This is a genomic window from Hoeflea prorocentri (assembly GCF_027944115.1).
In the GTDB taxonomy this organism is placed as follows: Bacteria; Pseudomonadota; Alphaproteobacteria; order Rhizobiales; family Rhizobiaceae; genus Hoeflea_A; species Hoeflea_A prorocentri.
The window spans coordinates 4500454-4522502 of sequence record NZ_JAPJZI010000001.1 but is presented as its reverse complement, the minus strand read 5'-3'; the positions used below and the strand labels follow the sequence as shown (position 1 = coordinate 4522502).

Annotated in this window: 24 protein-coding genes and 1 pseudogene; 12 read left to right on the top strand and 13 right to left on the bottom strand. The window is 59.7% G+C overall.

Annotation, left to right across the window (positions count from 1 at the left end; all coding sequences use genetic code 11):
* Nucleotides 1-16: 16 nt before the first annotated feature.
* The 4 genes from typA (at nucleotide 17) to ppa (ending at nucleotide 4582) form a co-directional block, all read left to right on the top strand.
* Nucleotides 17-1840, top strand: coding sequence for a translational GTPase TypA (gene typA / locus OQ273_RS21260; protein ID WP_267992926.1), 1824 nt, complete (start codon nucleotides 17-19; stop codon nucleotides 1838-1840).
* A gap of 307 nt (nucleotides 1841-2147) precedes the next feature.
* Nucleotides 2148-2654, top strand: coding sequence for a GNAT family N-acetyltransferase (locus tag OQ273_RS21255; protein WP_267992925.1), 507 nt, complete (start codon nucleotides 2148-2150; stop codon nucleotides 2652-2654).
* Between the two features lie 108 nt (nucleotides 2655-2762).
* A complete protein-coding gene (locus tag OQ273_RS21250) occupies nucleotides 2763-3953 on the top strand; it encodes a hypothetical protein (RefSeq protein WP_267992924.1) in 1191 nt (396 codons plus the stop codon).
* Between the two features lie 101 nt (nucleotides 3954-4054).
* Entirely contained in the window at nucleotides 4055-4582 is a 528-nt protein-coding gene (gene ppa, locus OQ273_RS21245; protein ID WP_267992923.1) for an inorganic diphosphatase, read from the top strand.
* Between the two features lie 18 nt (nucleotides 4583-4600).
* Here ppa and OQ273_RS21240 read toward each other — a convergent pair whose 3' ends face one another.
* The 4 genes from OQ273_RS21240 to OQ273_RS21225 all read right to left on the bottom strand — a co-directional run bounded on the left by OQ273_RS21240 (nucleotide 4601) and on the right by OQ273_RS21225 (nucleotide 7012).
* Nucleotides 4601-5956 carry a M23/M56 family metallopeptidase gene (locus OQ273_RS21240; protein WP_267992922.1) on the bottom strand — a complete coding sequence of 452 codons (1356 nt, stop codon included), beginning with the start codon at nucleotides 5954-5956 and terminating at the stop codon, nucleotides 4601-4603.
* Nucleotides 5953-6318 carry a BlaI/MecI/CopY family transcriptional regulator gene (locus OQ273_RS21235; protein ID WP_267992921.1) on the bottom strand — a complete coding sequence of 122 codons (366 nt, stop codon included), beginning with the start codon at nucleotides 6316-6318 and terminating at the stop codon, nucleotides 5953-5955. The genes OQ273_RS21240 and OQ273_RS21235 overlap by 4 nt, the downstream gene beginning before the upstream one ends.
* An 80-nt stretch (nucleotides 6319-6398) precedes the next feature.
* Entirely contained in the window at nucleotides 6399-6680 is a 282-nt protein-coding gene (locus OQ273_RS21230) for a DUF167 family protein (RefSeq protein ID WP_333781706.1), read from the bottom strand.
* Nucleotides 6681-6721: 41 nt separating this feature from the next.
* Nucleotides 6722-7012: a YggT family protein gene (locus OQ273_RS21225; protein ID WP_267992919.1), complete on the bottom strand. Its 291-nt coding sequence runs from the start codon at nucleotides 7010-7012 to the stop codon at nucleotides 6722-6724.
* 151 nt (nucleotides 7013-7163) lie between these two features.
* Between OQ273_RS21225 and OQ273_RS21220 the strand changes: the two genes are divergently transcribed.
* Entirely contained in the window at nucleotides 7164-8402 is a 1239-nt protein-coding gene (locus OQ273_RS21220; RefSeq protein ID WP_267992918.1) for an MFS transporter, read from the top strand.
* Nucleotide 8403: 1 nt separating this feature from the next.
* Here the strand turns inward: OQ273_RS21220 and OQ273_RS21215 are convergent, their stop codons facing one another.
* The 6 genes and pseudogenes from OQ273_RS21215 to hemC all read right to left on the bottom strand — a co-directional run bounded on the left by OQ273_RS21215 (nucleotide 8404) and on the right by hemC (nucleotide 14964).
* The gene (locus OQ273_RS21215; protein ID WP_267992917.1) at nucleotides 8404-9180 is read right to left on the bottom strand and encodes a glutamine amidotransferase; all 777 of its coding nucleotides are present in this window, start codon (nucleotides 9178-9180) and stop codon (nucleotides 8404-8406) included.
* Complete coding sequence (locus OQ273_RS21210) at nucleotides 9180-9647, bottom strand: tellurite resistance TerB family protein (RefSeq protein ID WP_267992916.1); 468 nt, start codon at nucleotides 9645-9647, stop codon at nucleotides 9180-9182. The genes OQ273_RS21215 and OQ273_RS21210 overlap by 1 nt, the downstream gene beginning before the upstream one ends.
* 441 nt (nucleotides 9648-10088) lie before the next feature.
* Nucleotides 10089-11675, bottom strand: a pseudogene (locus OQ273_RS21205) (heme biosynthesis HemY N-terminal domain-containing protein); the annotation flags it as partial.
* A 1-nt stretch (nucleotide 11676) separates the two neighbouring features.
* Complete coding sequence (locus OQ273_RS21200) at nucleotides 11677-13176, bottom strand: mitofilin family membrane protein (protein ID WP_267992914.1); 1500 nt, start codon at nucleotides 13174-13176, stop codon at nucleotides 11677-11679.
* 108 nt (nucleotides 13177-13284) lie between these two features.
* Nucleotides 13285-14031, bottom strand: coding sequence for a uroporphyrinogen-III synthase (locus tag OQ273_RS21195; protein WP_267992913.1), 747 nt, complete (start codon nucleotides 14029-14031; stop codon nucleotides 13285-13287).
* A gap of 3 nt (nucleotides 14032-14034) precedes the next feature.
* The gene (hemC, locus tag OQ273_RS21190; protein WP_267992912.1) at nucleotides 14035-14964 is read right to left on the bottom strand and encodes a hydroxymethylbilane synthase; all 930 of its coding nucleotides are present in this window, start codon (nucleotides 14962-14964) and stop codon (nucleotides 14035-14037) included.
* A gap of 72 nt (nucleotides 14965-15036) precedes the next feature.
* On the opposite strand from hemC, the gene tsaD reads away from it, so the two are divergent.
* The 5 genes from tsaD to OQ273_RS21165 are packed head-to-tail and all read left to right on the top strand — an operon-like array spanning nucleotide 15037 to nucleotide 18542.
* Entirely contained in the window at nucleotides 15037-16134 is a 1098-nt protein-coding gene (gene tsaD, locus OQ273_RS21185) for a tRNA (adenosine(37)-N6)-threonylcarbamoyltransferase complex transferase subunit TsaD (RefSeq protein WP_267992911.1), read from the top strand.
* Nucleotides 16131-17126 (top strand): NAD(P)H-dependent glycerol-3-phosphate dehydrogenase, encoded by a 996-nt coding sequence (locus OQ273_RS21180; RefSeq protein WP_267992910.1) that lies wholly within the window; start codon nucleotides 16131-16133, stop codon nucleotides 17124-17126. The genes tsaD and OQ273_RS21180 overlap by 4 nt, the downstream gene beginning before the upstream one ends.
* A gap of 19 nt (nucleotides 17127-17145) precedes the next feature.
* Complete coding sequence (locus OQ273_RS21175; protein WP_267992909.1) at nucleotides 17146-17439, top strand: YciI family protein; 294 nt, start codon at nucleotides 17146-17148, stop codon at nucleotides 17437-17439.
* 2 nt (nucleotides 17440-17441) lie between these two features.
* Entirely contained in the window at nucleotides 17442-17870 is a 429-nt protein-coding gene (locus OQ273_RS21170) for an EVE domain-containing protein (protein WP_267992908.1), read from the top strand.
* An 18-nt stretch (nucleotides 17871-17888) separates the two neighbouring features.
* The gene (locus OQ273_RS21165; RefSeq protein WP_267992907.1) at nucleotides 17889-18542 is read left to right on the top strand and encodes a class I SAM-dependent methyltransferase; all 654 of its coding nucleotides are present in this window, start codon (nucleotides 17889-17891) and stop codon (nucleotides 18540-18542) included.
* Here the strand turns inward: OQ273_RS21165 and OQ273_RS21160 are convergent.
* Nucleotides 18539-19087, bottom strand: coding sequence for a L,D-transpeptidase family protein (locus OQ273_RS21160; protein WP_267992906.1), 549 nt, complete (start codon nucleotides 19085-19087; stop codon nucleotides 18539-18541). The two genes, OQ273_RS21165 and OQ273_RS21160, sit on opposite strands and share 4 nt — an antisense overlap.
* 125 nt (nucleotides 19088-19212) lie before the next feature.
* On the opposite strand from OQ273_RS21160, the gene OQ273_RS21155 reads away from it, so the two are divergent.
* Both OQ273_RS21155 and OQ273_RS21150 read left to right on the top strand, forming a co-directional pair.
* The gene (locus OQ273_RS21155) at nucleotides 19213-19896 is read left to right on the top strand and encodes a response regulator transcription factor (RefSeq protein WP_267992905.1); all 684 of its coding nucleotides are present in this window, start codon (nucleotides 19213-19215) and stop codon (nucleotides 19894-19896) included.
* Nucleotides 19897-19939: 43 nt separating this feature from the next.
* Entirely contained in the window at nucleotides 19940-20413 is a 474-nt protein-coding gene (locus OQ273_RS21150; RefSeq protein WP_267992904.1) for a cyclic nucleotide-binding domain-containing protein, read from the top strand.
* A 17-nt stretch (nucleotides 20414-20430) separates the two neighbouring features.
* Here OQ273_RS21150 and xth read toward each other — a convergent pair whose 3' ends face one another.
* On the bottom strand, nucleotides 20431-21243 hold the full coding sequence (xth, locus tag OQ273_RS21145; RefSeq protein WP_267992903.1) for an exodeoxyribonuclease III: 813 nt from the start codon (nucleotides 21241-21243) through the stop codon (nucleotides 20431-20433).
* Nucleotides 21244-21367: 124 nt separating this feature from the next.
* Nucleotides 21368-22030 carry an outer membrane lipoprotein carrier protein LolA gene (locus OQ273_RS21140; protein WP_267992902.1) on the bottom strand — a complete coding sequence of 221 codons (663 nt, stop codon included), beginning with the start codon at nucleotides 22028-22030 and terminating at the stop codon, nucleotides 21368-21370.
* Nucleotides 22031-22049: the final 19 nt, after the last annotated feature.

Sequence of the window (22049 nt, the reverse complement as noted above, 5' to 3'; positions counted from 1 at the left end):
CCCCCAGGTAGAACTCATGTCCTTGCGCAATATTGCGATCATCGCCCATGTCGATCATGGGAAAACGACGCTTGTCGACGAGCTTTTGAAACAGTCCGGTGCTTTCCGCGAGAACCAGCGCGTCGTGGAACGCGTCATGGACTCCAACGAATTGGAGAAGGAACGCGGCATCACCATCCTTGCCAAGGCGACCTCCGTTGTCTGGAACGATGTGCGCATCAACATCGTCGACACACCCGGCCACGCCGATTTTGGCGGCGAGGTCGAACGTATCCTCAGCATGGTCGATGGCGCCATCGTTCTCGTCGATGCTGCGGAAGGTCCGATGCCACAGACCAAATTCGTTGTCGGCAAAGCCTTGAAGGTCGGGCTCAGGCCCATCGTTGCTGTCAACAAGGTGGACCGGCCCGACGGCCGGGCCGATGAGGTGGTCAACGAGGTGTTCGATCTTTTCGCAGCGCTGGACGCCGATGACGAACAGCTGGATTTCCCGATCCTTTATGGCTCGGGCCGCGACGGCTGGATGAACGTCAACCCGGAAGGTCCGGCCGACGAGGGCCTGGCGCCGCTCTTCGATCTGATCGTCAAACACGTTCCAGAGCCGACGGTCGCCGAGGGCGCATTTTCCATGATCGGCACCATCCTGGAAGCAAACCCGTTCCTCGGCCGCATCATCACCGGCCGTATTCATTCCGGCAGCATCAAGCCGAACCAGCCACTCAAGGTCATTGACCGGGACGGAAAGCTTCTGGAGCAGGGCCGGGTCTCGAAAATCCTGGCGTTCCGCGGCATCGAACGCCAGCCGATCGACGAGGGCAAGGCCGGCGACATCGTAGCGATTGCCGGCCTGACCAAGGGAACCGTGGCCGACACGTTCTGCGCACCGGAGGTGGACGAGCCTTTGCAGGCCCAGCCCATCGATCCGCCCACCGTGACGATGTCTTTCATCGTCAACGACTCGCCGCTTGCCGGAACGGAAGGCGACAAGGTCACAAGCCGCGTGATCCGCGAGCGTCTCTTTAAGGAAGCGGAGGGCAATGTTGCGCTTCGCATCGAAGAAGCCGAAGACAAGGACAGTTTCCATGTCTCGGGCCGCGGCGAGTTGCAGCTTGCTGTGCTCATCGAAACCATGCGCCGCGAAGGTTTCGAGCTTGCCGTCTCACGTCCTCGCGTGGTCATGCAGAAAGACGATGCCGGTTCGCTGCTTGAGCCGATAGAGGAAGTCGTGATCGACGTCGACGAGGAACATTCTGGCGTCGTCGTGCAGAAAATGTCCGAGCGCAAGGCCGAGATGACCGAGTTGCGCCCGTCCGGCGGGAACCGCGTCCGGCTTGTCTTCCTGGCGCCGACACGCGGGCTGATCGGCTATCAGTCCGAACTGCTTACCGATACGCGCGGCACAGCCGTCATGAACCGGCTGTTCCACGATTACCAGCCCTACAAGGGCGAGATCGGTGGCCGCTCCAGCGGCGTGCTTCTCGCAAACGAGGCCGGCGAAGCCGTCGCCTATGCGCTCTTCAACCTCGAGGATCGCGGACCGATGGTCATCGATGCAGGCGAAAAGGTCTATGAGGGCATGATCGTCGGCATCCACACCCGTGACAATGACCTTGAGGTCAACGTGTTGAAGGGCAAGAAGCTGACCAATATCCGGGCCGCCGGCAAGGACGAGACCGTCAAGCTGACACCACCGATCCGCATGACACTGGAGCGGGCCCTTTCGTGGATACAGGACGACGAGCTGGTTGAGGTGACGCCGAAATCCATCCGTCTGCGCAAGCTCTATCTCGATCCTCACGAGCGCAAACGGTTTGAAAAATCCCGCGCCAACGTGGCCTAGGCGATGTCCGCCGCGGATGCGGTGTGGCGCACAGCGTTGCACGTAGCGAAACAAACCGCCCCGAACCGGGGCGGCAAGGGTGAGATTATGTTACAAAAACAGCAACTAAACGCCTTCCACAACGCGTTGTGTGTGAACAAAACCACAACTTTCAAGAAGAATTTCAGCTGTTTCGCCCTCGGCACTTGCCCCACTGATTAACAATCCGTTAATCTCTTTTTTGACCAGAGAGTTTAATTCTGTGGGCAGGGTCCGGCATGAGGCTCGGAACCCTTCGCCCGGCGTACGGAAACAGTTAGGATTGGTCATGACGACGCTGGCAGTGGATGTAAGGCGGGCAGAACCCGGTGATGCGGTCGCGATTTCCGAGACCCATCGTGCCGCATGGCAGCATGCCTATTCCGGATTGATCCCCTATCGCACGCTGATTTCCATGGTGGAGAGGCGCGGTCATTCCTGGTGGCAGCGCGCCATCCGCGGCTCGACAAGCATTCTCGTTCTTGAGGTGGAAGACACCATCGCCGGCTATGCCACTCTCGGCTTGAACCGGGCACGGTCGCTGCCGCAGGAGGGGGAGATTTACGAGCTTTACCTGCGGCCCGAATATCAAGGTATCGGTCTTGGAAGCCGCCTGTTCAGCGAAGCGCGGCGCCTGCTTGGATCTTTGGGCTGCAAGGGGATGGTCGTCTGGACACTTGAAGAAAACGATCGGGCGGTCAACTTCTACTCGGCCCTCGGCGGCATCGACATCGCAGAAGGCTCCGAGACGTTTGACAAACATCCGCTGAGAAAGATCGCCTTCGTCTGGCCATAGGCCGCGGCACAGGTTCAGTTCGACGAAGGCGCGACAGGAAAGGTTTACCAAACCGCCAGCAATTGTCCGGCAGCGCTTTGCGCGACGATACTATTGTGCACAATTGCCATGAACCGGTTTGGCGCGGTTTTCGAGGGGGACTATCCATTGTTGCGCGTTTTCAGACAACCCGCAGACCTTGCGGGCGGATTTCTGCTTATTTTGTACGTCGCGACAATCTGCGCGGTGGCCCTGGTGTTTCCGCTGTCGAACTGGGACATGATCGCCTATGTCGCCTCGGTCCTGGAGAACAATGGCTATCTCGGCCACGAGCTTCACAGCACGACCTATGATCTGGTGCGCCGCAGTATCAGCGACGGCGAGTTTCTGATCCTGACCGCCGACCGGCCCTACCGCATTGCCCAGCACACGGACCCCGACGCCTTCATCACCATGCTCGGCTTCTATCGGGTCAAGATGCTGTATATCGAATTTGCCGAGTTCCTCACCGGCACAACGGATGCGGTCACCGCCTTGCGTTGGGTTTCGGTCATGTCGGCCGCCGCGCTTGGGCTGTTCACGCTGCTTTGGCTTTACGACCAGCGGTGCCTGCCCTACGCGCCCTTGGCGATTATCGCCTTGATGGCGACCGGGTTTGGAGATGCCGCCCGTTACGTCACCCCCGATCTGTTTTCCGCCGTATTCGTGGTCGCGGGCGTTTTGCTGTACCTTCAGGAGCGAGGTCTGAGCGCCGGAATCGCCTTGTTCCTGGCTGTCCTCGCGCGGCCGGACCATCTCGCCCTTGTTGGCGTCTTTGCGGTGATGTCGATCGTCATCAGACCGATCAGCAAGGGCGTTATCATCAGTTTCGTCGCCGGACTGGCGGCCTATATCACCATATCGCAAACCGGCGGGCACCCCGGATGGTGGATCCAGATGTGGTTCACAAGCGTGGAATATGTGCCGACGCTTGAAGGGTTCGATCCGCCGTTCTCCATAGCCGTCTATCTCAAGATTGTCGTTCAGACCGTTGTGCGGACGCTGGTCGAGCAACAGTGGCTGGCCGTCCTGCTGTCATTGGTCTTCGCACTGGCCCTGATGCTGCGCAGCAATTACGCGATAACCCGGCGCGAAACCGTCGCGCTGACATCGCTGCTTGTGACGATCCCGGCCAAGTTCATCGTCTTCCCGCTCTATGATTCTCGCTTCTATTTCGCCTATCTGATCACGCTTGCGCTTATTCTGATCACCATCTTCGGCAAGGAGCGCCGCTCCGTGTTCTTTTCGCAGTCCCCGCTGCAGGAGGAAGAGACGGTATAGGCTGATTGTGCGCGGCAAAACGCGCGTCAGACCAAAGATATGTTGCACTGCAACCTACAAAACGTTATCCCCGCCGCAAACGATAAAACACAGGATACGTTATGCGCATCGACGCAGTGAGCATCGGCGATACCCCGCCGGATGACGTCAACGTCATTATTGAGGTTCCTGTCGGCGGACAGCCGATCAAATACGAGATGGACAAGGATGCCGGCACGCTGGTCGTTGACCGCTTCCTCTATACGCCGATGGCCTATCCCGGCAATTACGGCTTTGTACCCCATACGCTGTCAGAGGATGGCGATCCCATCGATGTACTGGTTTGCAACACGCGGCCTCTGGTTCCGGGCTGTGTCATCAATGCCCGGCCGATCGGTGTTCTGATCATGGAAGACAATGCCGGACAGGACGAAAAGATCATTGCCGTTCCGTCCTCGCGCCTGACCAAGCGCTACGATAAGGTCGTCACGTTCAGCGATATGCCGGACATTACCCTGCAGCAGATCGAACATTTCTTCGAGCACTACAAGGATCTCGAGCCCGGCAAATGGGTCAAAATAGGCGATTGGCAGGGCGTTGATATCGCCAAGCGGCTGATTACCGAATCCATTGATCGCGCTAAGAAATAGGACCGGCTGAAAGCCTTTCTATTTTGCAGCCTGTTGCAGAAACGGCCATATCGTCACGGGGTCGACCCGCCGTGCATCCTTATACGTCTCGACATGCACGTGCGACCCGGTGGATTGCCCGGTGCTGCCGACGGTGCCGATGACCTGCCCGGCGGCAACCCGGTCGCCGGGGCTCACCGTGTAGCTATCGAGGTGGGTCAGCCAGACAACGACATCGTCTTCAAATTCAAGCACAACCGCTTTGCCCCATCGCGGATTGCCGCGAAAGAGGTCGGTCGCCTGTGTCACCAGCGCGTCGTTGGGCGCCAGGATTTCGGTTCCAAGGCGCGCCGCGACATCAACACCCGTGTGCACCCTCAGGTTCTTGCGCTTGACGCCATAAGCCGAAACCACTCGGCCACCGGAAATAAATTCCTCCAGCGTCGTGGCCGCGCCTGTATTGGCGCTCAAGGCACCTGCAGTTCCTGCGGCCAAAAGCATCAATGCGGCGCAGCAGGCGAAAAGCCTTGCCCGTCCTGCGCGGTCGAACTCGAATCCTTTTACAATCGCACTGATACGCATCTTGTCGTTCCTTATATTGCGGGATGAAAAAGAGACCGGCAGCGGGTTTACCCCGCCGCGCAATGCACCAATCAGCACTTGGGCATAAGCCCGGCGTTCGATGCTCCCGGCATGTTTGAGGGCATCGCTGTCGGCCCGTAGTTCGACGGCGCTGCGCCAGCGTCCGATGAGATCCTTCACAAAGGGATTGAACCAGAAAACTATGCCGAGAACCGTCAAACATTGAGAAACCAGGGGGTCGCGGTGACGCAAATGAGATTCCTCATGTGCGACAATTGCCGCCATCTGTCCCTTTGAAAGAGCTTTGAGCATTCCTTCAGGCATCACAACCGATGCCATCGGACCGCCGACCGCAAAGGGCGGAACCGGTCGGTCCGTCGCGCGTAGCGGCCATCCGCCGGGCGTATGCCCAAGGGCTTGTGCGCTACGCAATACCAGCAGTACGCGTACCGTCCCGTAGACCTGACGCACAGCCGTCCAGGCAACACCGGAAAGGTACAACGCCACGACAATGCTTTCGAGCTGCAACGCCGAACCGCCGGACACCAGAACCGTGCGGTCCGCAATGCCTGAGATCGCACGAAACTCTTCTCCAGCCATACCGATTGGTCCTGAGGCAGAAATGGTCCTTTCGAAAGGCCACTGCCAACCGATGACGAAGACAACACAGGGCAAAACACTGGCGGCGATCACAGCCAGCAAAAGGCCCGGGCTCCAGACCGTCCTGAACCTGTCACCACCCGTAGACGCCGCAAGAGCCCAGACAGCAGCCGCCCAGACAAGGCTGAACAAACATGCCGCCAGGATGCTCAACGGTCCGCCTCCTCATCAAGAAAGCGCTGTAACTCATCCAGCTCCTCTGACGACAGTATCCGGCTTCCCGTGAACGAGGATGCAGGCAGCGGCCCGTCGATTTCCAGAACCGCTCTTGCAAATTGTCGGGTGAGCCCCGCAAGCGTCGAGATCTTGTCCACCGCCGCGCGGTAAACCTTGATACCGTGCCGCTCGTCGGCTGTGACGAGACCCTTCTCGATCATCCGGTCAATCGTCTTGCGCGTGGATGAAAGCGACCAGCCAAGCTCGTCGGCAATCTTTTCGTGCAGTTCGCGGGCGCTGAGCTCGCTGTTGGACCAGAGCGCCTTCAAAAGCGGCAGTTCGCTGGGCGAGGGTTGCATGACGTCGACTCCTTGCGGCAGATGTCACATCTACGCGACAAGTGTCACATGAAGTCAATTCAACTCTTGTTACACGCCGGTCATGACCGGTTTTCAAGGCGCGCGAGAATATCCTTCATCCGGCCAGCCGCGCATGCAAGAAAGACAGTCTTCAACCGGCTCTTGCCACCGGAGCGGATGTGGATACTGCTTTTGGCAAGGCCGGTTCGTTTCGACAAAAGCGTGATCAGGGCCATGTTGGCTTTACCCTTTTCAGCAACGGAGCGCACCCTGGCCTTCAGGTAGGAGCGGCCATCGGCACCGGATTCAATACCAGGAAGATCATCAACGGACGCACCAGGCGTCAGCCGGACATTCAACACCAATCCGCCGTCCACGCAACGAAGCCAGCCGGCAGCTGCTCCTAGCTGACCATTGGATAGATGCTGGTCCAAAGGAAACGGCGCAAAAAGAAGATAATCAACAGGAGAATGATGGGGGAAATATCCAGACCGCCAAGATCCGGCATGATCCGCTTGATGGGCCGCAGTGCCGGTTCGGTCGCCCTGTAAAGAAAATCGCCGATCATACCGACGAAACGATTGCCTGTATTGACCACATTGAATGCGTAGAGCCACGAGAAGATGGCACTGCCGATGATGATCCAGGTGTAAATGCCGAGCGCAAGATCGATGGTCGAAAAAAGGGCGTACATCGAGGTCTCCAAACTGTGATTTCCGCTATGTAGCCATTGCTCTGGCCCGCGGCAAGTCCGTTCGCCGGCAATCGGGACGAATTGCGGCTTTTGCAATTTCCATCAGCGCCCTATAAAGGCGCAATGCCTGCCTCCACGACATCCAGTCGCCATGCGCCCTGACGAACCAGCCGCCACAGAGCGTTTCGCAGCGTTCCGTCATCGCTCTTTCACCCTTTATTGGCTGGCGAGATTCCTCTCCACATTCAGCATTCAGATCATCAGCGTCGCCGTTGGCTGGCAAATCTACGACTTGACGCGCGACCCTTTCGATCTCGGTCTGATCGGTCTGGTGCAGTTTCTGCCTTCGCTGCTGCTGATTCTGGTGACCGGGGCTGTGGCGGACCGCTTTGGTCGCCGCATGATCATGGGAATCTGCGAGATTGTCGCCCTGTTTTCGGCACTGGCGCTGGTGTTTCTCACCCTGCGCGGCCTGACCTCACCGCTCCCGGTCTTTGTGGTTCTGGTGGTTTTCGGAACGGCCCGCGCCTTCTTCGCGCCGGCCTCAACCTCGCTCGCGCCCAACCTGGTACCGGAGGAGGATCTGGCCAACGCCATTGCATGGAACTCCATGTCCTGGCAGAGCGCAACGATCCTCGGCCCGGTCGCGGGCGGACTGCTCTATGGTCTGGGCGCGTCGGTTCCGTACATCACCAGCACCGTGTTGTTTCTGTGCGGGTCGATCCTCATTTTTACAATACCAAGGCCACACCAGCAGCGCGGGGTCCGCAATCAAAGCTGGAAGACCCTTTCTGCCGGCTTTCGCTATATCTGGCGCGAAAAAATTGTCCTCGGCGCCATTTCGCTCGACATGTTTGCCGTTCTGCTCGGTGGCGCGGTCGCCCTCATGCCGGTCTTTGCACGCGACATTCTGGATCTCGGCCCGTGGGGTCTCGGCCTGCTTCGCGCAGCGCCGGGGGTCGGTGCGGTTGCCATGGCAATCTACCTGACGGCCCACCCATTCCAGAGCCGCGCTGGACATTCCATGTTGATTGCGGTGGGCGTATTCGGTGCGGCGACCACGGTCTTCGGCCTGTCGACAATAGCTTGGCTGTCAATTCTGGCCCTCGCCGTCATGGGAGCCGCTGACATGATTTCCGTTTATGTGCGTCAGACGCTTATCCAGTTGTGGACACCCGACAAGCTGCGCGGCCGGGTCAGTGCGGTCAACATGGTGTTTATCGGTGCATCCAACGAGCTTGGCGAATTCCGCGCCGGCGGCATGGCGGCCCTCATCGGAGCCGTTCCGGCCGTTGCTCTTGGCGGCATCGGTGCGATCGGTGTTGCCGGAATATGGGCACTTCTATTTCCGGGCCTGCGGAAAATCCAGCGCCTGCGCCGCGTGGAATAGATCAGCCCGTTGCGGAATGGTGCTGCAGCACCCGGTCGGCCCACGCTTGTTCACCCGGGATCTCCCGGCTGAAAACCATCCTCAGAAACTGTGCCAGCCAATATCGCAGCCGCGCATCGTGAATCAACCGCCCTTTAAGATGCTCGTCACCCTGCTGCGCGCCGGGAAGAGTGAACCGCTCGGCGCCGCGCACCACCCAGCGCTGCATCATCACCTGGGTCAGCTCCGCATGAAACTGGATGCCCCAGGCGTTTTCGCCATAACGAAAGGCCTGATTGGGATAGGACTGCGCCGTTGCAAGCAACTGTGCGCCGCTCGGCAGGCTGAAGCCTTCCCGGTGAAACTGATAGACCGTATCCGGCCAGTCCATCAATTGTGAACCGTCCTGTGTCGGCTGCAGCGGGTACCAGCCGATTTCAGTCAGCCCGTCATTGTGCCCTTCCACCGTTCCGCCCAGATGGCGGACCAGCATCTGCGCGCCCAGGCAGATACCAAGATAAGGCTTGTTCTCGGCAAGAGGGACAGCATGCCAATCAATCTCGCGGCGGACAAATTCATCCTCGTCATTGGCACTCATCGGACCGCCGAAGATAACCGCGCCGGCATGATCGGCCAGCGTGTCGGGCAGTGGATCGCCGAGGACGGGACGCCGTATGTCGAGGTCAAATCCGGCAAGCTCAAGCATCTGCCCGACCCGGCCCGGGCTTGATGTTTCCTGGTGGAGCACCACGAGAATGCGATTGGGTCCGGGCCGCTCAGCGCCGGGATCGAAAAGCATCAGCCATCCTCTCCCGAACCGAGGCGAGCGGCAACACGCTGCCGCATCAGCACCCGGTCACGATCGGAAACGCCGAGAAGCTCGGCAACGCGCCACACCACATTGTCCTCAAGCTCATGGCGTTCGCCGTCGGCATAGACGAGTTCCCACAAAAGCTCGATGAACTTGACCCGCTGTTCGGCATCGAGCGAGCGTTTCAGGACACTGGTGAACGCGTAAAAATCAACCGCTTCGTCTTCAGCCTGTTTTCCCGCATCAATCAGCTTCTGCAATTCGGTCTTGTTCAGGGAATATTGCTGCTCCAGCAGTTCGCTGAGCTTTTCGCGTTCCGCCGGGTCGGACACGCCATCCGCGTCGATGACGTGGAAGAAAAGCGCAGCGGCCGCGACACGCGGGTCGTCATGCGTCACATCTCTCTGCTCTTCGCCGCCCAGCGACTGTATGAATCTCTGAAACTGTTCAAACATTCCCGATCCTGATGGTTAAGGCTCAGTGCCCCGAAAGAAATGCAAATAGCATCGCACCGTGCCGTGTGCCAAGACATACCAACAGCATCGAATTTAGGCCGCCTGCATGCGACCGCAAGCATAAACTGGCTAAAACAGCCTGAAGCGCGACTTCGGCTCCTCGGGCTCGGCGCCCTCCTTGACACCCGGATCGTCCGGCGGCTTGGCAAGAAATGCGGCCTCACGCGCCTTGTCCTTGTCCGCACCGACTGCATCGGTAACGATGTGCGTTTCGCCTTCGCTTGCCGCCTTTTCGACAGCCGGTTCCTTCTCAACCGTCTCGATCACATCCGGTTTGACAGGAACCTCGGTCGCAGCCGGCTCGGCCACAGGCTCAGCGTCTTTCCCGTTCGCTAGGGGCTCGGTTTCCTGAACCCGCGGCGGTGTCTCTGCCACGATATCCTGCTTCTCCACGGCAGGCTCTTCGATCACCTCCGCTTCGGAAACATCGGGCTTGACCGGCTCTTCGGGTTTCGGCTCAGGCGCGGGTTCTTGCGCCGGCTCGATTTCGGGCTCGGCAGCAACCTCCGGTTCGGCGGGCGGGTCTTCCGGCACCGGTTCCGGTTCAATCTCTATAACAGGTTCCGGAGCCACCGGTTCTTCAACAACGGGCGCTGATGCCGCCAGTGGCGGCAACGATTTCAGCGCCTGCTCGGCATTGGTGTGGCGTGCGTCTGCATCCTCCACAGGGCCGGCAATCTGCTCAACCGGCACTTTCCATTCAAACGCATCCAGTTTACCCGTCACGGGCGAGACAGGCGCCCAATGGTCGGCAACATATCCGTCAGCCGTCCAGGCCGGGTCCCTGGGCGCACGCACTGCCTGTGCCAGCCAGTGGCGAACGCGGCCCTGATCGCCTGTTTCGGCTTCCTCGATATCGGCAAGAAGCAGAAACACGCCTTCGCTTGCTCGAACCCGCACGGCGGCTTCCGCCTTCTCGCGGGCAAGGCTGAACTCCTGCGCGTCGAGCGCCGCCCGGGCCACTGCATAAAGCGCCTCGACATGGTTTCGTTTGAAACCTTCCAGCTTCTGCGCCCGCTTGAGCCGGTCATGGGTCGAATCGCCCGGCCTTGCCCGGATATAGGCATCCGCCACATCCGGATGCGGCTCGCTCTTCCACATCTTCTCCAGGATCCGCGATCCCTTGCGCAGGCTGTTTTCCCGGTAGAGCGCCTGCGCCGCAATCAGCGCGGCGGGCACCAGGTCGGGTGCCAGCTTGTTGGCTTCGACGCCGTCGGTGCGCGCGCCGGCAACCTCCCCGCCGTCCAGCCTTTGCATGGCGCGGGCGGTCAAGAGCACGGCCTTCTTACGGTCGGCCTCCACCTTGGCCAGCACGCGCGCCACACGCTGTTTTTCCAAGAGCCGGATTGCATCGTCCCAATCCCCACTGGCGGACCGGAAACCCAGCGCAGCCTCGGCCGCCCATGGCAGGTGGGGAGCCTTTTCGGCCGCTTCCTCCGCATAGTGCTGAGCAGCCTCCATGGCGCCCAGCCGCCGTGCTTCAAGATAAAGGCCGCGCAATCCCAATTCGCGCGTCTCCGGATCCTCGACCATGGCTTCGAATTTGGCGCGTGCCGAATCGTTCTTGCCCTCGATCAGATCCGTCTGGGCATCCAGCAGATGGATAAGCGGTTCCTGATCGGCGCTGAGCAGTCCCATCGTGCGCTGCGTCATCTTGCGCGCCGTCGCCGCATCGCCGGCACCGGCCGCGATCAGACCTGTCGACAGCGCCTGGTAGCCGCGGTCGCGCTTGCGGGCGCGGAAATAGCGCGACATCAGATGGGGTGAGGCGACAATCGTCCGGATCAGCCACCAGCCGATCATGATGATGGCAATCAGGCCCACAATGCCGGAAACCGCCACCATGAGCGACATTTCGATCAGTTGGCCCTGCCAGGTGATTGACAGGCTGCCGGGCCTGTCGGCGAGCCAGGCGAAGCCGAAGCCCAGGATCAGAACGAGGGCGATATAAATTAGCAAGCGGATCATATCAGTTACCGTCCCCAGCCTGGCTCGGCTGTTTTGTATCGGAAGATGCGGCGGCTGCGCCCGCATTGTCCGCCGGCAGGGCGGCATTCACCGTTCCGGCCACGATCTTCTCGACCGTCAGGCGGGCCTGAAGGTTCTTTTCATAATCCTGAGACACTTCCTGTGAGGCTTCCGGGAGTGTTTTCCACTCGTCGATGGCACCTTGGAGATCGCCATTGTTCAACTTGAACTCCATGCGGGCAACGATCGCATCGGCACTGTCACCCGAGACATCGCCCACCGGCCTGACCTTGACGACCGAAGACGCACTGTCCACCAGCCGGCCAAACCATCCGCTGTCGGCGCCTGAGCCATCCGCTGCCTTGATCATGGCGGCAGCGACGGTCGGGAACTCATTGGTCAGGCTGGTCCGCGACGGTACGCCGCTCGCAGCAAACGACCGCAGCTGACCGATTGCCGGGCTATCGCCGTCGACACTCGCAAAAGCCTCGAGTTCAGCCATGAAGGACCCGCCGCGGTCGATCGCGGCCTTGAGGCTCGCGGCCGCCAATGCGCGGGCAACCTTGATGTCTTCCCTTGGACTGGACAGTGATTGTTCAACGGACGCTACACGATCTTCCAGCGACTTGAGCGCCTGATCCTGCTTTCCCTCATCCGTGCTGATGCGTGTCGTCAGCGCCGACAACTCACTGGTCAGTTTTTGAACATCGGCCTGCAGCGCTGTCTGGGCACCTTCGATAGAAGAAACCTTTTCCGCCAGTTTCGGACCACCGTTGTCTCCGCCTACACCGCCAAGCGCCTCGACCTTGTCTGCAAGGGAGGAGACACGGGCATCAAGGTCGGAGACATCCTGCCCGCCGGACGTCGACGCGGTGTTTTCCAAAGCGGAAAGGCGGCTCTCGATGGCGCTGCCGACGGAAGCTGAGGCATCCGACACCTGGGTTTCCAGCGCGGCAACCGTCTGTTTCAGCTCAGCGAGTTCGCTTGAGCTGCCACCTGATCCGGAGGGTGCGGGCAAAACGCCTGACCATTGAAGGCCGGCAAATGCGGCAAGCGCAATCACGGCACCGACAAGGCCGACAACAATCGACCGGCCACCACCACCCGGCTTTTGAGGATTTGAACCTCCGTTCGCATCACCGGTGCGATCCGGCGATCCTTTGGACGAATCCGGCACCGTCTTAGCCTTGGGCTTTTCAGCCGGCTTTGCTGCTTGGGCAGCGGTTGGTTTTTTATCCGTTGCCTCGGGCATCGCTTTGGCGGCGCGCGCGGCCTGCTCCGTCACCCGCTCTGCCTTTTCAGCCTCTTTCGGCTTACCTGCATCGGCCTTCGTATCAGGCGTCTTTGCCGCGGATTCACTGGTGGGTTTGCTGTCGGAAGCGGCCTTCGCGGCGCCGTTATTCGTCTCCGGATCCCCTTTGCTGACAGCCTCCGGCTCAAGATCGATGGTGACCGGTTTGCGGGTCCTGCGCGAATGGCGCGGCTTGCTGCCCTGTGCCATGGGTGATCCTCTTGGAGTTTCTTGACGAAGCGAAATGGGAGACGGCAATGGTCCGTTCGGAAATTAGTATCGGTCGAAATACGATGGAAGATGCGACGCCTGATTTCGTCAGAACATTTTGTCGCTGCCGCCAAGCAGCGCAAGAAGGCTTTTCTCGTCAGGCGCGGCCGATACGATGGCTTTGGGCCTGACATTTTCCGGCACGGCGTCCAGAACATTATCACTCATGCAAAGAAAAGATATATTTTTCAAATTGTTATAATTTGCCGATGTATCGATCAGCCGAAAGAAGCAATCGGCGGCCACACGCGAATAAAGCAAGACAGCAGATTGTCCGCCGGTGGATAGAGCTTCAAGAATATAGTCAGTTGAATAACTTATTTTCCCGATTTTATAGATTTCAACGGTTCTGTGGGGAATATTTCTCTCAAGAAGCTGAGATTCAAAACCGCCATGCCTGACGGCACCGGCAAGGTAGATCAATGGTGCCTGTTCACTCAGCCGCAGCTTGCCGGACCGCACATCATCATCGACGAGGCGCCCCAGATCTGCTCCGTCACCACCGCCGGCGGAAACAATCTCGAAACCACAGTCCCGTGCCACGGCCGCAGTCCTTTCTCCAACCGCATAGAATGGCCGGTGAAGATATTCGGCTTCAATGCCGCGCGCTCGCCAGGACCGGATGGCCGACGCGCTGGTCGCGGCAAAGGCCGGTGCGTCAGCGAGCTCGCTTAAGTCGGCCGGCATGTCGACAATGCGCGTCAGGGGCATCAAGACGGGTTCGTACCCGAGGTTACGCAGACGTTCAGCGGTCGACGAGGCGCCGGGCTCGGGTCTCGTCACCAGCACGCGCACGGCTTAAATCCAGCTTTCGAAAAAAGCCTCACCGGCCTTGCTGCGGATGTCCATACCGGCCTCATGGCCGAGGCTGGCCGCATCGGATGCCGCACCGCCGGCTGCAATGTCGAAGGCTTGTGTTCCATCCGGATGGAGAACCATGCCCGCAAAGGACAGGTTGTCGCCAGCAATGCGCGCCAGGCCCGCAATCGGCGTCCGGCACGAACCGTCCAGCGCGGCAAGAAATGACCGTTCGCACAGAAGGCAAAGGCTGGTCGCCTCGTCATTGATCGGCGCAAGCATGTCGTCCACAACGCTGTCGTCCATCCTGCTCTCGATACAGATAGCACCTTGACCAAGCGCCGGCAGGAACCGGTCAGGCTCCAGGACATCGCTTGCATGGGCTTCAAGGCCGAGGCGCCTCAGACCCGCCATCGCAAGCAGTGTCGCATCAACCGCGCCTTCCTCCAGCTTGCGCATGCGGGTCTGAACATTGCCGCGAAGCGAAACCACTTTCAGATCGGGCCGGAGGCGGCGAACCAACGCCTGGCGTCTGAGCGATGAGGTGCCCACAACCGCACCTTCCGGCAGGGCGTCCAGCGAGGGCGCGTTTTTACTGATGAACGCATCGCGTACGTCCTCACGCGGCAGAAATGCCGACAGATAGAGCCCGTCGGGCAGCACCGTCGGCATGTCCTTGGATGAATGAACGGCGATATCGATGCGCCCATCGGAAAGCTGCGCTTCGATTTCCTCGGTAAAAAGCCCCTTTCCGCCGATTTCGGCAAGCGGCCTGTCGGTCACGCGGTCGCCCTTTGTCGAAATGACGGCAATCTCGAATGCATCGGCTTCCAGACCGTGCGCCGCCATCAGCCGGTCGCGCGTTTCCTCCGCCTGGGCCAGCGCCAAAGGGCTTCCCCGCGTGCCGATACGGAAAGGTTTTGTTTGCATCTGTCGAGTTCCGTTATTACCAGAGGCACAGGTAAACAGGAATGAAGCGTTCCGCAATCACCGAAACGGCCGATGGACACCTCAATCTGCATTCTTGGGATTGAAACGAGCTGCGACGAGACGGCAGCGGCCGTCGTGCGCCGTCACGACGACGGCAGCGGTGAAATCCTGTCCGATGTGGTCTTCAGCCAGCTCGACGAGCACGCAGCCTTCGGCGGGGTCGTTCCCGAAATCGCCGCCCGCGCCCATGTGGAGATGCTGGACGGTCTTGTCGAGAAAGCCCTGAAGGAAGCCGGCACTCCGCTGGGTTCCGTTGACGCCATATCCGCAACCGCCGGCCCCGGATTGATCGGCGGCCTGATCGTCGGCCTGATGACGGCCAAGGCGCTGGCGGCGGCATCGGGCAAGCCACTCTACGCCATCAATCATCTGGAAGGGCACGCGCTGACGGCCCGGCTGACGGACGGGCTGGAGTTTCCCTATCTGCTGCTTCTGGTATCCGGCGGTCATACCCAGATGGTCCTGGTGCGCGGTGTCGGCAACTATGAACGCTGGGGCACGACAATCGACGATGCGCTCGGCGAAGCCTTTGACAAGACGGCCAAGCTGCTCGGCCTGTCCTATCCCGGCGGCCCGGCCGTGGAAGAAGCCGCCAAACGGGGCGATGTCACCAGGTTCGACCTGCCCACCCCGCTGCGCGGAGAAAAGCGTCTGGATTTTTCTTTTTCCGGCCTGAAAACGGCCGTGCGCCAGACCGCGCAGGCAATCGCACCTGTCGCTGATCAGGACATTGCCGATATCTGCGCATCCTTTCAGTACACCATTGTCCAAACGTTGCGCGAACGGATCGGCCGAAGCCTTGAGCGCTTGCTTGGCGACTCCGCGGCTTCCGGCGCAACACCGACCCTCGTGGTCGCTGGCGGCGTTGCAGCAAATACGGCCATTCGCGACATGCTGACCCAATTGTGTGGCGAAAAAGGCTTCCGGTTTGTCGCCCCCCCGCACCGTCTCTGTACGGACAATGCCGTGATGATTGCATGGGCAGCGGCGGAACGGATGGCGCTTGGCCTGCCACCCGACGGCCTGGATGTGGCGCCTCGGCCGCGCTGGCCGCTGGACAACCAGTCGGCGGCCCTCGTCGGACACGGCAAGCGGGGTGCAAAGGCATGAATGACACCGCAAATGTCGCCGTACTCGGTGCCGGCGCTTTCGGAACGGCACTCGCCGCCGTGGTCGCCGCGCGCGGAAATGCCGTTTCGCTCATCGGCCGCGATGCGCTGCAAATGGAAAAAATCCGCACCGGCGGGACAAATGAAAAGGCGCTTCCCGGCGTGAAACTTCCGGCAAGCCTCATTCCATCCGCCGAACCGCGCGCTCTGAGTTCTGCAGATCTGATCCTGCTTGCCGTACCGGCACAGAATTTGCGCCAGGCCCTCCAGGATACTCGCAACCACATCCCCGGGCACGCATGTCTTGTCGTCTGCGCCAAGGGGATCGAGCGCAAGAGCGGCCAGTTTCTGGCCGACGTTGTTCGGCAGGAATCACCTGACAATCCCGTCGCCGTTCTGTCCGGCCCCGGCTTTGCGACCGATATCGCCAGCGGGCTGCCAACGGCTATGACCCTGGCCGCGTCCGATATGGACGTTGCAAAGAAGGCAGCCCGGCAACTCTCGGGCAACACGTTCAGGCTTTATGCCTCCACCGATGTCATTGGTGTCGAAATCGGCGGATCGCTCAAGAATGTACTGGCAATCGCTTGCGGTATCGTCGAGGGCAGGGGTCTTGGTGAATCGGCGCGCGCCGCTCTGATTGCGCGCGGACTGGCCGAACTGATGCGGTTCGCCGAGGCCCATGGTGGCGAGCGCGAAACCATCCGGGGCTTGTCCGGACTGGGCGATCTGGTGCTGACGGCGACCAGCCATCAGTCACGCAACCTGCGTTTCGGCATAGCGCTCGGCGAAGGCCGGACAACGGCCGAACTGATGGCGCCCGGCACGCCGCTCTCAGAGGGTGCGTTCACCGCCGGCGTTGCCGCGCGGATCAGCATGGAGAAAAACATCGATATGCCGATCACACAGGCGGTCGCCGCCATACTGGACGGGAAGATTGCCGTCGATGAAGCAATCGATGGCCTGATGAACCGTCCGCTCAAATCCGAATAGTCGAGGAACCCGTGAAACGATGCTCTATGCCCTGATCTGCAATGACAAACACGGCGGTCTCGATCTTCGCTTGAAGGTCAGGCCCGATCATGTGAACTATCTGAACGGCCTCAACGACAACGGCATCCTCAAAATGGCAGGGCCTTTTCTCGACGGTAACGGCGATGCCTGCGGCAGCCTCGTTATCATAGAGGCAGACGATGCAGATGCGGCACAAGAGATCGCCGATGCAGACCCTTATGCAACAGCCGGTCTGTTCGCCTCGGTCGATATCCGGCCCTACAATTGGATCTTCAACAAACCCGGAGCATGAACATGGCCTATTGGCTTTTTAAATCCGAACCCGACAAATGGTCCTGGGACGACCAGAAGGCCAAGGGCGATGCCGGCGAGGAATGGGATGGCATTCGCAACTACCAGGCCCGCAACAATATGCGCGCCATGAAAACAGGCGACAAAGGCTTCTTCTACCATTCCAATATCGGACTTGAGGTTGTCGGCATTGTCGAGGTCTGCGCCGAAATCCATCCCGATTCGACCACCGACGACGAACGTTGGGAATGCGTCGACGTCAAGGCCGTGTGTGATATGCCGAACCCGGTGACGCTCAAGGACGTCAAGGCCAATCCGGCACTGGATCAGATGGCGCTGGTCAACTCCATGCGCCTCTCCGTCCAGCCGGTGACCGAGGATGAATATCTCGAGGTCTGCCGCATGGGCGGACTTGAAAAGCCGCCGCGCTGAACCGGGTCGGTCGGGGTGGTGACGAGATCGGAATCCGGGACCTTCATCAGGAAGAACACGGCTCTCATTCGCCCACCGCATGTACCGGAAATCGAGTTGCATCTTGCCAGCGAAGCGCATGATCTGTGGCAGCGCACGGAAGAAGAGCTCGAGCAGATCGGCCTGCCACCGCCCTATTGGGCCTTTGCCTGGGCGGGCGGCCAGGGCCTTGCCCGTTATATACTCGATCACCCCGACATCGTCCGGGATAAGTCGGTGCTTGATTTCGCCAGTGGCTCAGGCCTCGTGGCGATAGCATCCGCCCTTTCGGGTGCCGGCTCCGTGACAGCCTGCGACATCGATTCATGGTCCACAATGGCAACGGCGATGAATGCGCGCCACAATGGCGTGTCGATTGCCACCCGCGCCGACGATATCCTGGCAACCGACGACGGCTGGCAAATCGTGTTGGCAGGCGATGTTTTTTACGACCAGTCTCTTGCCGAGACGCTCCTGCCCTGGTTTGAGGGCCTCGCAAGGCGTGGTGCGCATGTGCTGATCGGCGATCCCGGCAGGTCCTACTGCCCCGCCGACCGCCTGACGCCGCTGACGCAATACGAGGTGGCCGTTTCCAGAACGCTTGAAGATTCGGAAATCAAGAAGACGACTGTCTGGCAACTGGATGCGCGCTAACGCACCGTCACAACCGTTTGCCGGTCCAGCACCGGCAACAGGCGAAGCATCGCACGGCGACTGACCGCGATACACCCTTCGGTGGGCTTTCCTTTCGACAGATGGAAAAAGATTGCACAGCCGCGCGATCTGCGCCGTTCGCTCATGTTCCAGTCGAGCACAAGGCAGATATCGTAAAGACCGTCCTCGCGCCAAAGCTGTTCATGCGACGGACCGAAGGGCAGTTGCACTTGCCTGTTGTAAGCGCCATGGCCCGGAGCATCGCACCAGCCCGTATTGGGGCGTATGGCCTGCATCGCCAATCGGGTCTGCGGCAGGCGTACCCGGTCGCTGCGGAAATAGCCGTGACAAAGCCGCATGCGCGCGACCGGCGTCGCCCCGTCACCTTCCACCTTGAACGCCGTTCGTCCCGAACGGCCGATAAAGGCCTCGAAGCTCATGCCGCCTGCCATGAGCCGCGCCTGTGTGCCGGACTGCGGACTGCGGTTAACAATAACATGCCGTAATGCTTGGTTTTTGACGCAATCAGTGTCTATCGTGCTCATCACGAATTGCTCTCCCGGATCACAGCTGGGTGTGCTGAGCGTGTACAGCACTTTTACATTCACGCGAACAGGACTATTTAGATGCCAGAGATGAAACGCACCACACTCGCATGCGGAGGCATTGCATGACGGCCAGAACCATCCTTCTCGTCGACGACGACGACGATCTGCGCGAAACCTTAGTCGAGCAGCTTTCTCTTTACGAGGAATTCTCGATCATTGAGGAATCGTCGGCGACAAAGGGCATTCAGGCGGCCCGGGGCAACCATATCGATCTTCTGATCATGGATGTGGGCCTTCCGGATATGGATGGCAGGGAAGCCGTGAAGCTTCTGCGCAAAGGCGGTTTCAAGGCACCGATCATTATGCTGACGGGTCACGACACCGACTCTGACACGATCCTCGGCCTTGAGGCGGGCGCCAACGACTATGTCACAAAACCCTTCCGTTTTGCGGTGCTTCTGGCCCGTGTGCGCGCCCAGTTGCGGCAGCACGAGCAAAGCGAGGACGCGACCTTTACCGTCGGGCCTTACACCTTCAAGCCGAGCCAGAAACTTCTGGTCGATGACAAGGGCAGCAAGATCAGGCTGACGGAAAAGGAATCGGCGATTATCCGGTACCTCTACCGCGCGGACGAAAAAGTGGTGACGCGCGATGTCTTGCTTGAAGAAGTGTGGGGCTACAATTCCGGCGTCACGACCCATACGCTTGAAACACACGTCTACAGGCTGCGCCAGAAGATCGAACGCGATCCTTCGAACGCCGAGATCCTGGTCACCGAAAGTGGCGGTTACAAGATCGTTCCGTAGGGGATCGGTCCGAACCCGCTGAATTCCCGGAGTTGCTGCAAAGATGGCCCTGACAGACGATATCTCGCTGCTTTCGAAAGTGCCGCTGTTCAAAGGTTTCAGCGACGAAATGCTGCGCCTGATCGCCTTTGGCGCGGAACGCAAAAACGTTGCAAAGAACCGGCCGCTGTTCCACGAGGGCTCTTCGGCCGACTGCGCCTTTGTCATCATGTCCGGCCGCTTCAAGCTCCTGCGCCGCGACCGGAAAGGAAAGCCCGCCCAGATCGGCGAGGCCGAAGCCGGTGATCTGCTCGGCGAACTGGCGATTATCTCCTCGGCAAACCGCAAGATGACGGCCATGGCCCTGGAAGACAGCGAAGTCATGCGTATTCAAAGGCCGATGTTCCGCCGCATGATGGAGGAATATCCCGAAATCGCACGCATGCTGCAGGACCGCGTGAAAGCCAATCTCGGAGACATGCTCGGCAAGATCAATGAGCTCTCTGCCCGCTTCGAGGCGCACGCCGCCGAAAAATAGGCCAAAAAGCCTCTTTGCTAAAAGTTGAATCTCGCAAAAACCGGCACATGGTCGGACGGCCGTTCCCAGCCGCGCGCTTCACGCATGACCGTCACGTTCGAAAGCGCCGGCGAGAGATCGGCGGAAGACCAGATGTGATCGAGCCGGCGGCCCCTGTCCGATACATCCCAATCGCGCGCCCGGTAACTCCACCAGGTAAATATCTTCTCCTCCGCGGGTATATGCTGGCGCATCAGGTCGACCCACGCGCCCCGCGCCTGAACCTCGTTCAGCCCATCCGTCTCGATCGGCGTGTGACTGACAACCTTCAGAAGTTGTTTGTGCGACCACACATCGGTCTCAAGCGGGGCGATATTCAGATCTCCGACCAGGATGGATGACACGCCACTATCCTGTTCGGCCTCCGCGTGGAGAGCCTTCATTTCCTCAAGGAAATCCAGCTTGTGGGCGAATTTCGGATTGATCTCGCGGTTCGGCTCGTCGCCACCTGCCGGAACATAGAAATTGTGAACACGGATGGCCCGCTCGCCAGCCCTGGCAATCGCGGAGATATGGCGTGTGTCGCCCATCTCGCAAAAATCGATGCTGCTGACGCTTTCAAGCGGCAGTTTCGAGATGATAGCAACACCGTGATAGCCCTTCTGGCCATGAATCTCGATATGCTCGTAGCCGCGTTTCTTCAGCTCCTTGGTCGGAAACAGATCGTTCGGACATTTGGTTTCCTGCAGGCACAGAATATCAGGCGCCTGATCCTCAAGCAGCGACAGCACCAGCGGCAGACGCAGGCGCACCGAGTTGATGTTCCATGTGGCGATGGAGAAGTGCTTCACATTTCCCTCCGGGGATACTCAGATCGCCCGGACGATATATGGTTGACCGCAATTGTTCAGCCGGCATCGCGCCTTCTGGCGCAAATGACCACAACAAATTGAGGAAATCGCGGTAGAGCCCGCCTCAGCGATCGTTTCCGCGGTTCCGGTGAACCTGGTAATAGGGGATCTCGAATACATTATCCGCGAACTTCACATCCGTGCGCACATTGAAGATCATGACCGACGTCGCCTTGCCCTGCGCATCGGTGATGGTCCATTGCCGCAGCTCGTTCGATTTGGTGTCGAACATCATGGTGATGGTGGAATCACCGAAAATGGATTTGTTTCCCAGTACGATCGTCGTCAAATCAGGCTCGACCTTGACGGATTTCACCGTATCGCCCTTCAGATTGATCCGTTCGGAAAGCAGGAGCTTGAGCGGTGTTTTTGAGAGCGGGTAAATGTCCCAGGTCTGAAGCTTGCGGTTTCCGATCACCACAGACTTGCCGTCCGCGATCACCCGCACGGGAGAGGGGGCTTCGTAGTTGAACCGCAGCTTGCCGGGGCGTTCGATAAAGAATTTTCCGCCAATCTGCTTGCCGCTGGGGCTGAACTGGACGAACTCTCCGGTCATGGTTTTGACGGCTGAAAAATGATCGGCGATTCTCTGCGCGGCCTGATCCTGGGCATGAGCCTGCGGAGCGCCGACACTAAGGAGGACCGCAGCGGCGGCCAAACCCATTGCGCGCAGGACGAAACGTCGCGACGTCTTGCGGGTCGGAACGGGTGAATCAGTCTGGTTCATTTGCATCTCCTGATGGCCA

Coding starts and splice junctions, on each gene's coding strand:
- typA (WP_267992926.1), top strand. CDS start 17: ATGTCCTTGCGCAATATTGCGATCATCGCCCATGTCGATCATGGGAAA.
- OQ273_RS21255 (WP_267992925.1), top strand. CDS start 2,148: ATGACGACGCTGGCAGTGGATGTAAGGCGGGCAGAACCCGGTGATGCG.
- OQ273_RS21250 (WP_267992924.1), top strand. CDS start 2,763: ATGAACCGGTTTGGCGCGGTTTTCGAGGGGGACTATCCATTGTTGCGC.
- ppa (WP_267992923.1), top strand. CDS start 4,055: ATGCGCATCGACGCAGTGAGCATCGGCGATACCCCGCCGGATGACGTC.
- OQ273_RS21235 (WP_267992921.1), bottom strand. CDS start 6,318: ATGCAACCCTCGCCCAGCGAACTGCCGCTTTTGAAGGCGCTCTGGTCC.
- OQ273_RS21225 (WP_267992919.1), bottom strand. CDS start 7,012: ATGTACGCCCTTTTTTCGACCATCGATCTTGCGCTCGGCATTTACACC.
- OQ273_RS21220 (WP_267992918.1), top strand. CDS start 7,164: ATGCGCCCTGACGAACCAGCCGCCACAGAGCGTTTCGCAGCGTTCCGT.
- OQ273_RS21215 (WP_267992917.1), bottom strand. CDS start 9,180: ATGCTTTTCGATCCCGGCGCTGAGCGGCCCGGACCCAATCGCATTCTC.
- OQ273_RS21210 (WP_267992916.1), bottom strand. CDS start 9,647: ATGTTTGAACAGTTTCAGAGATTCATACAGTCGCTGGGCGGCGAAGAG.
- OQ273_RS21200 (WP_267992914.1), bottom strand. CDS start 13,176: ATGGCACAGGGCAGCAAGCCGCGCCATTCGCGCAGGACCCGCAAACCG.
- hemC (WP_267992912.1), bottom strand. CDS start 14,964: ATGCAAACAAAACCTTTCCGTATCGGCACGCGGGGAAGCCCTTTGGCG.
- tsaD (WP_267992911.1), top strand. CDS start 15,037: ATGGACACCTCAATCTGCATTCTTGGGATTGAAACGAGCTGCGACGAG.
- OQ273_RS21180 (WP_267992910.1), top strand. CDS start 16,131: ATGAATGACACCGCAAATGTCGCCGTACTCGGTGCCGGCGCTTTCGGA.
- OQ273_RS21175 (WP_267992909.1), top strand. CDS start 17,146: ATGCTCTATGCCCTGATCTGCAATGACAAACACGGCGGTCTCGATCTT.
- OQ273_RS21170 (WP_267992908.1), top strand. CDS start 17,442: ATGGCCTATTGGCTTTTTAAATCCGAACCCGACAAATGGTCCTGGGAC.
- OQ273_RS21160 (WP_267992906.1), bottom strand. CDS start 19,087: ATGAGCACGATAGACACTGATTGCGTCAAAAACCAAGCATTACGGCAT.
- OQ273_RS21155 (WP_267992905.1), top strand. CDS start 19,213: ATGACGGCCAGAACCATCCTTCTCGTCGACGACGACGACGATCTGCGC.
- OQ273_RS21150 (WP_267992904.1), top strand. CDS start 19,940: ATGGCCCTGACAGACGATATCTCGCTGCTTTCGAAAGTGCCGCTGTTC.
- OQ273_RS21140 (WP_267992902.1), bottom strand. CDS start 22,030: ATGAACCAGACTGATTCACCCGTTCCGACCCGCAAGACGTCGCGACGT.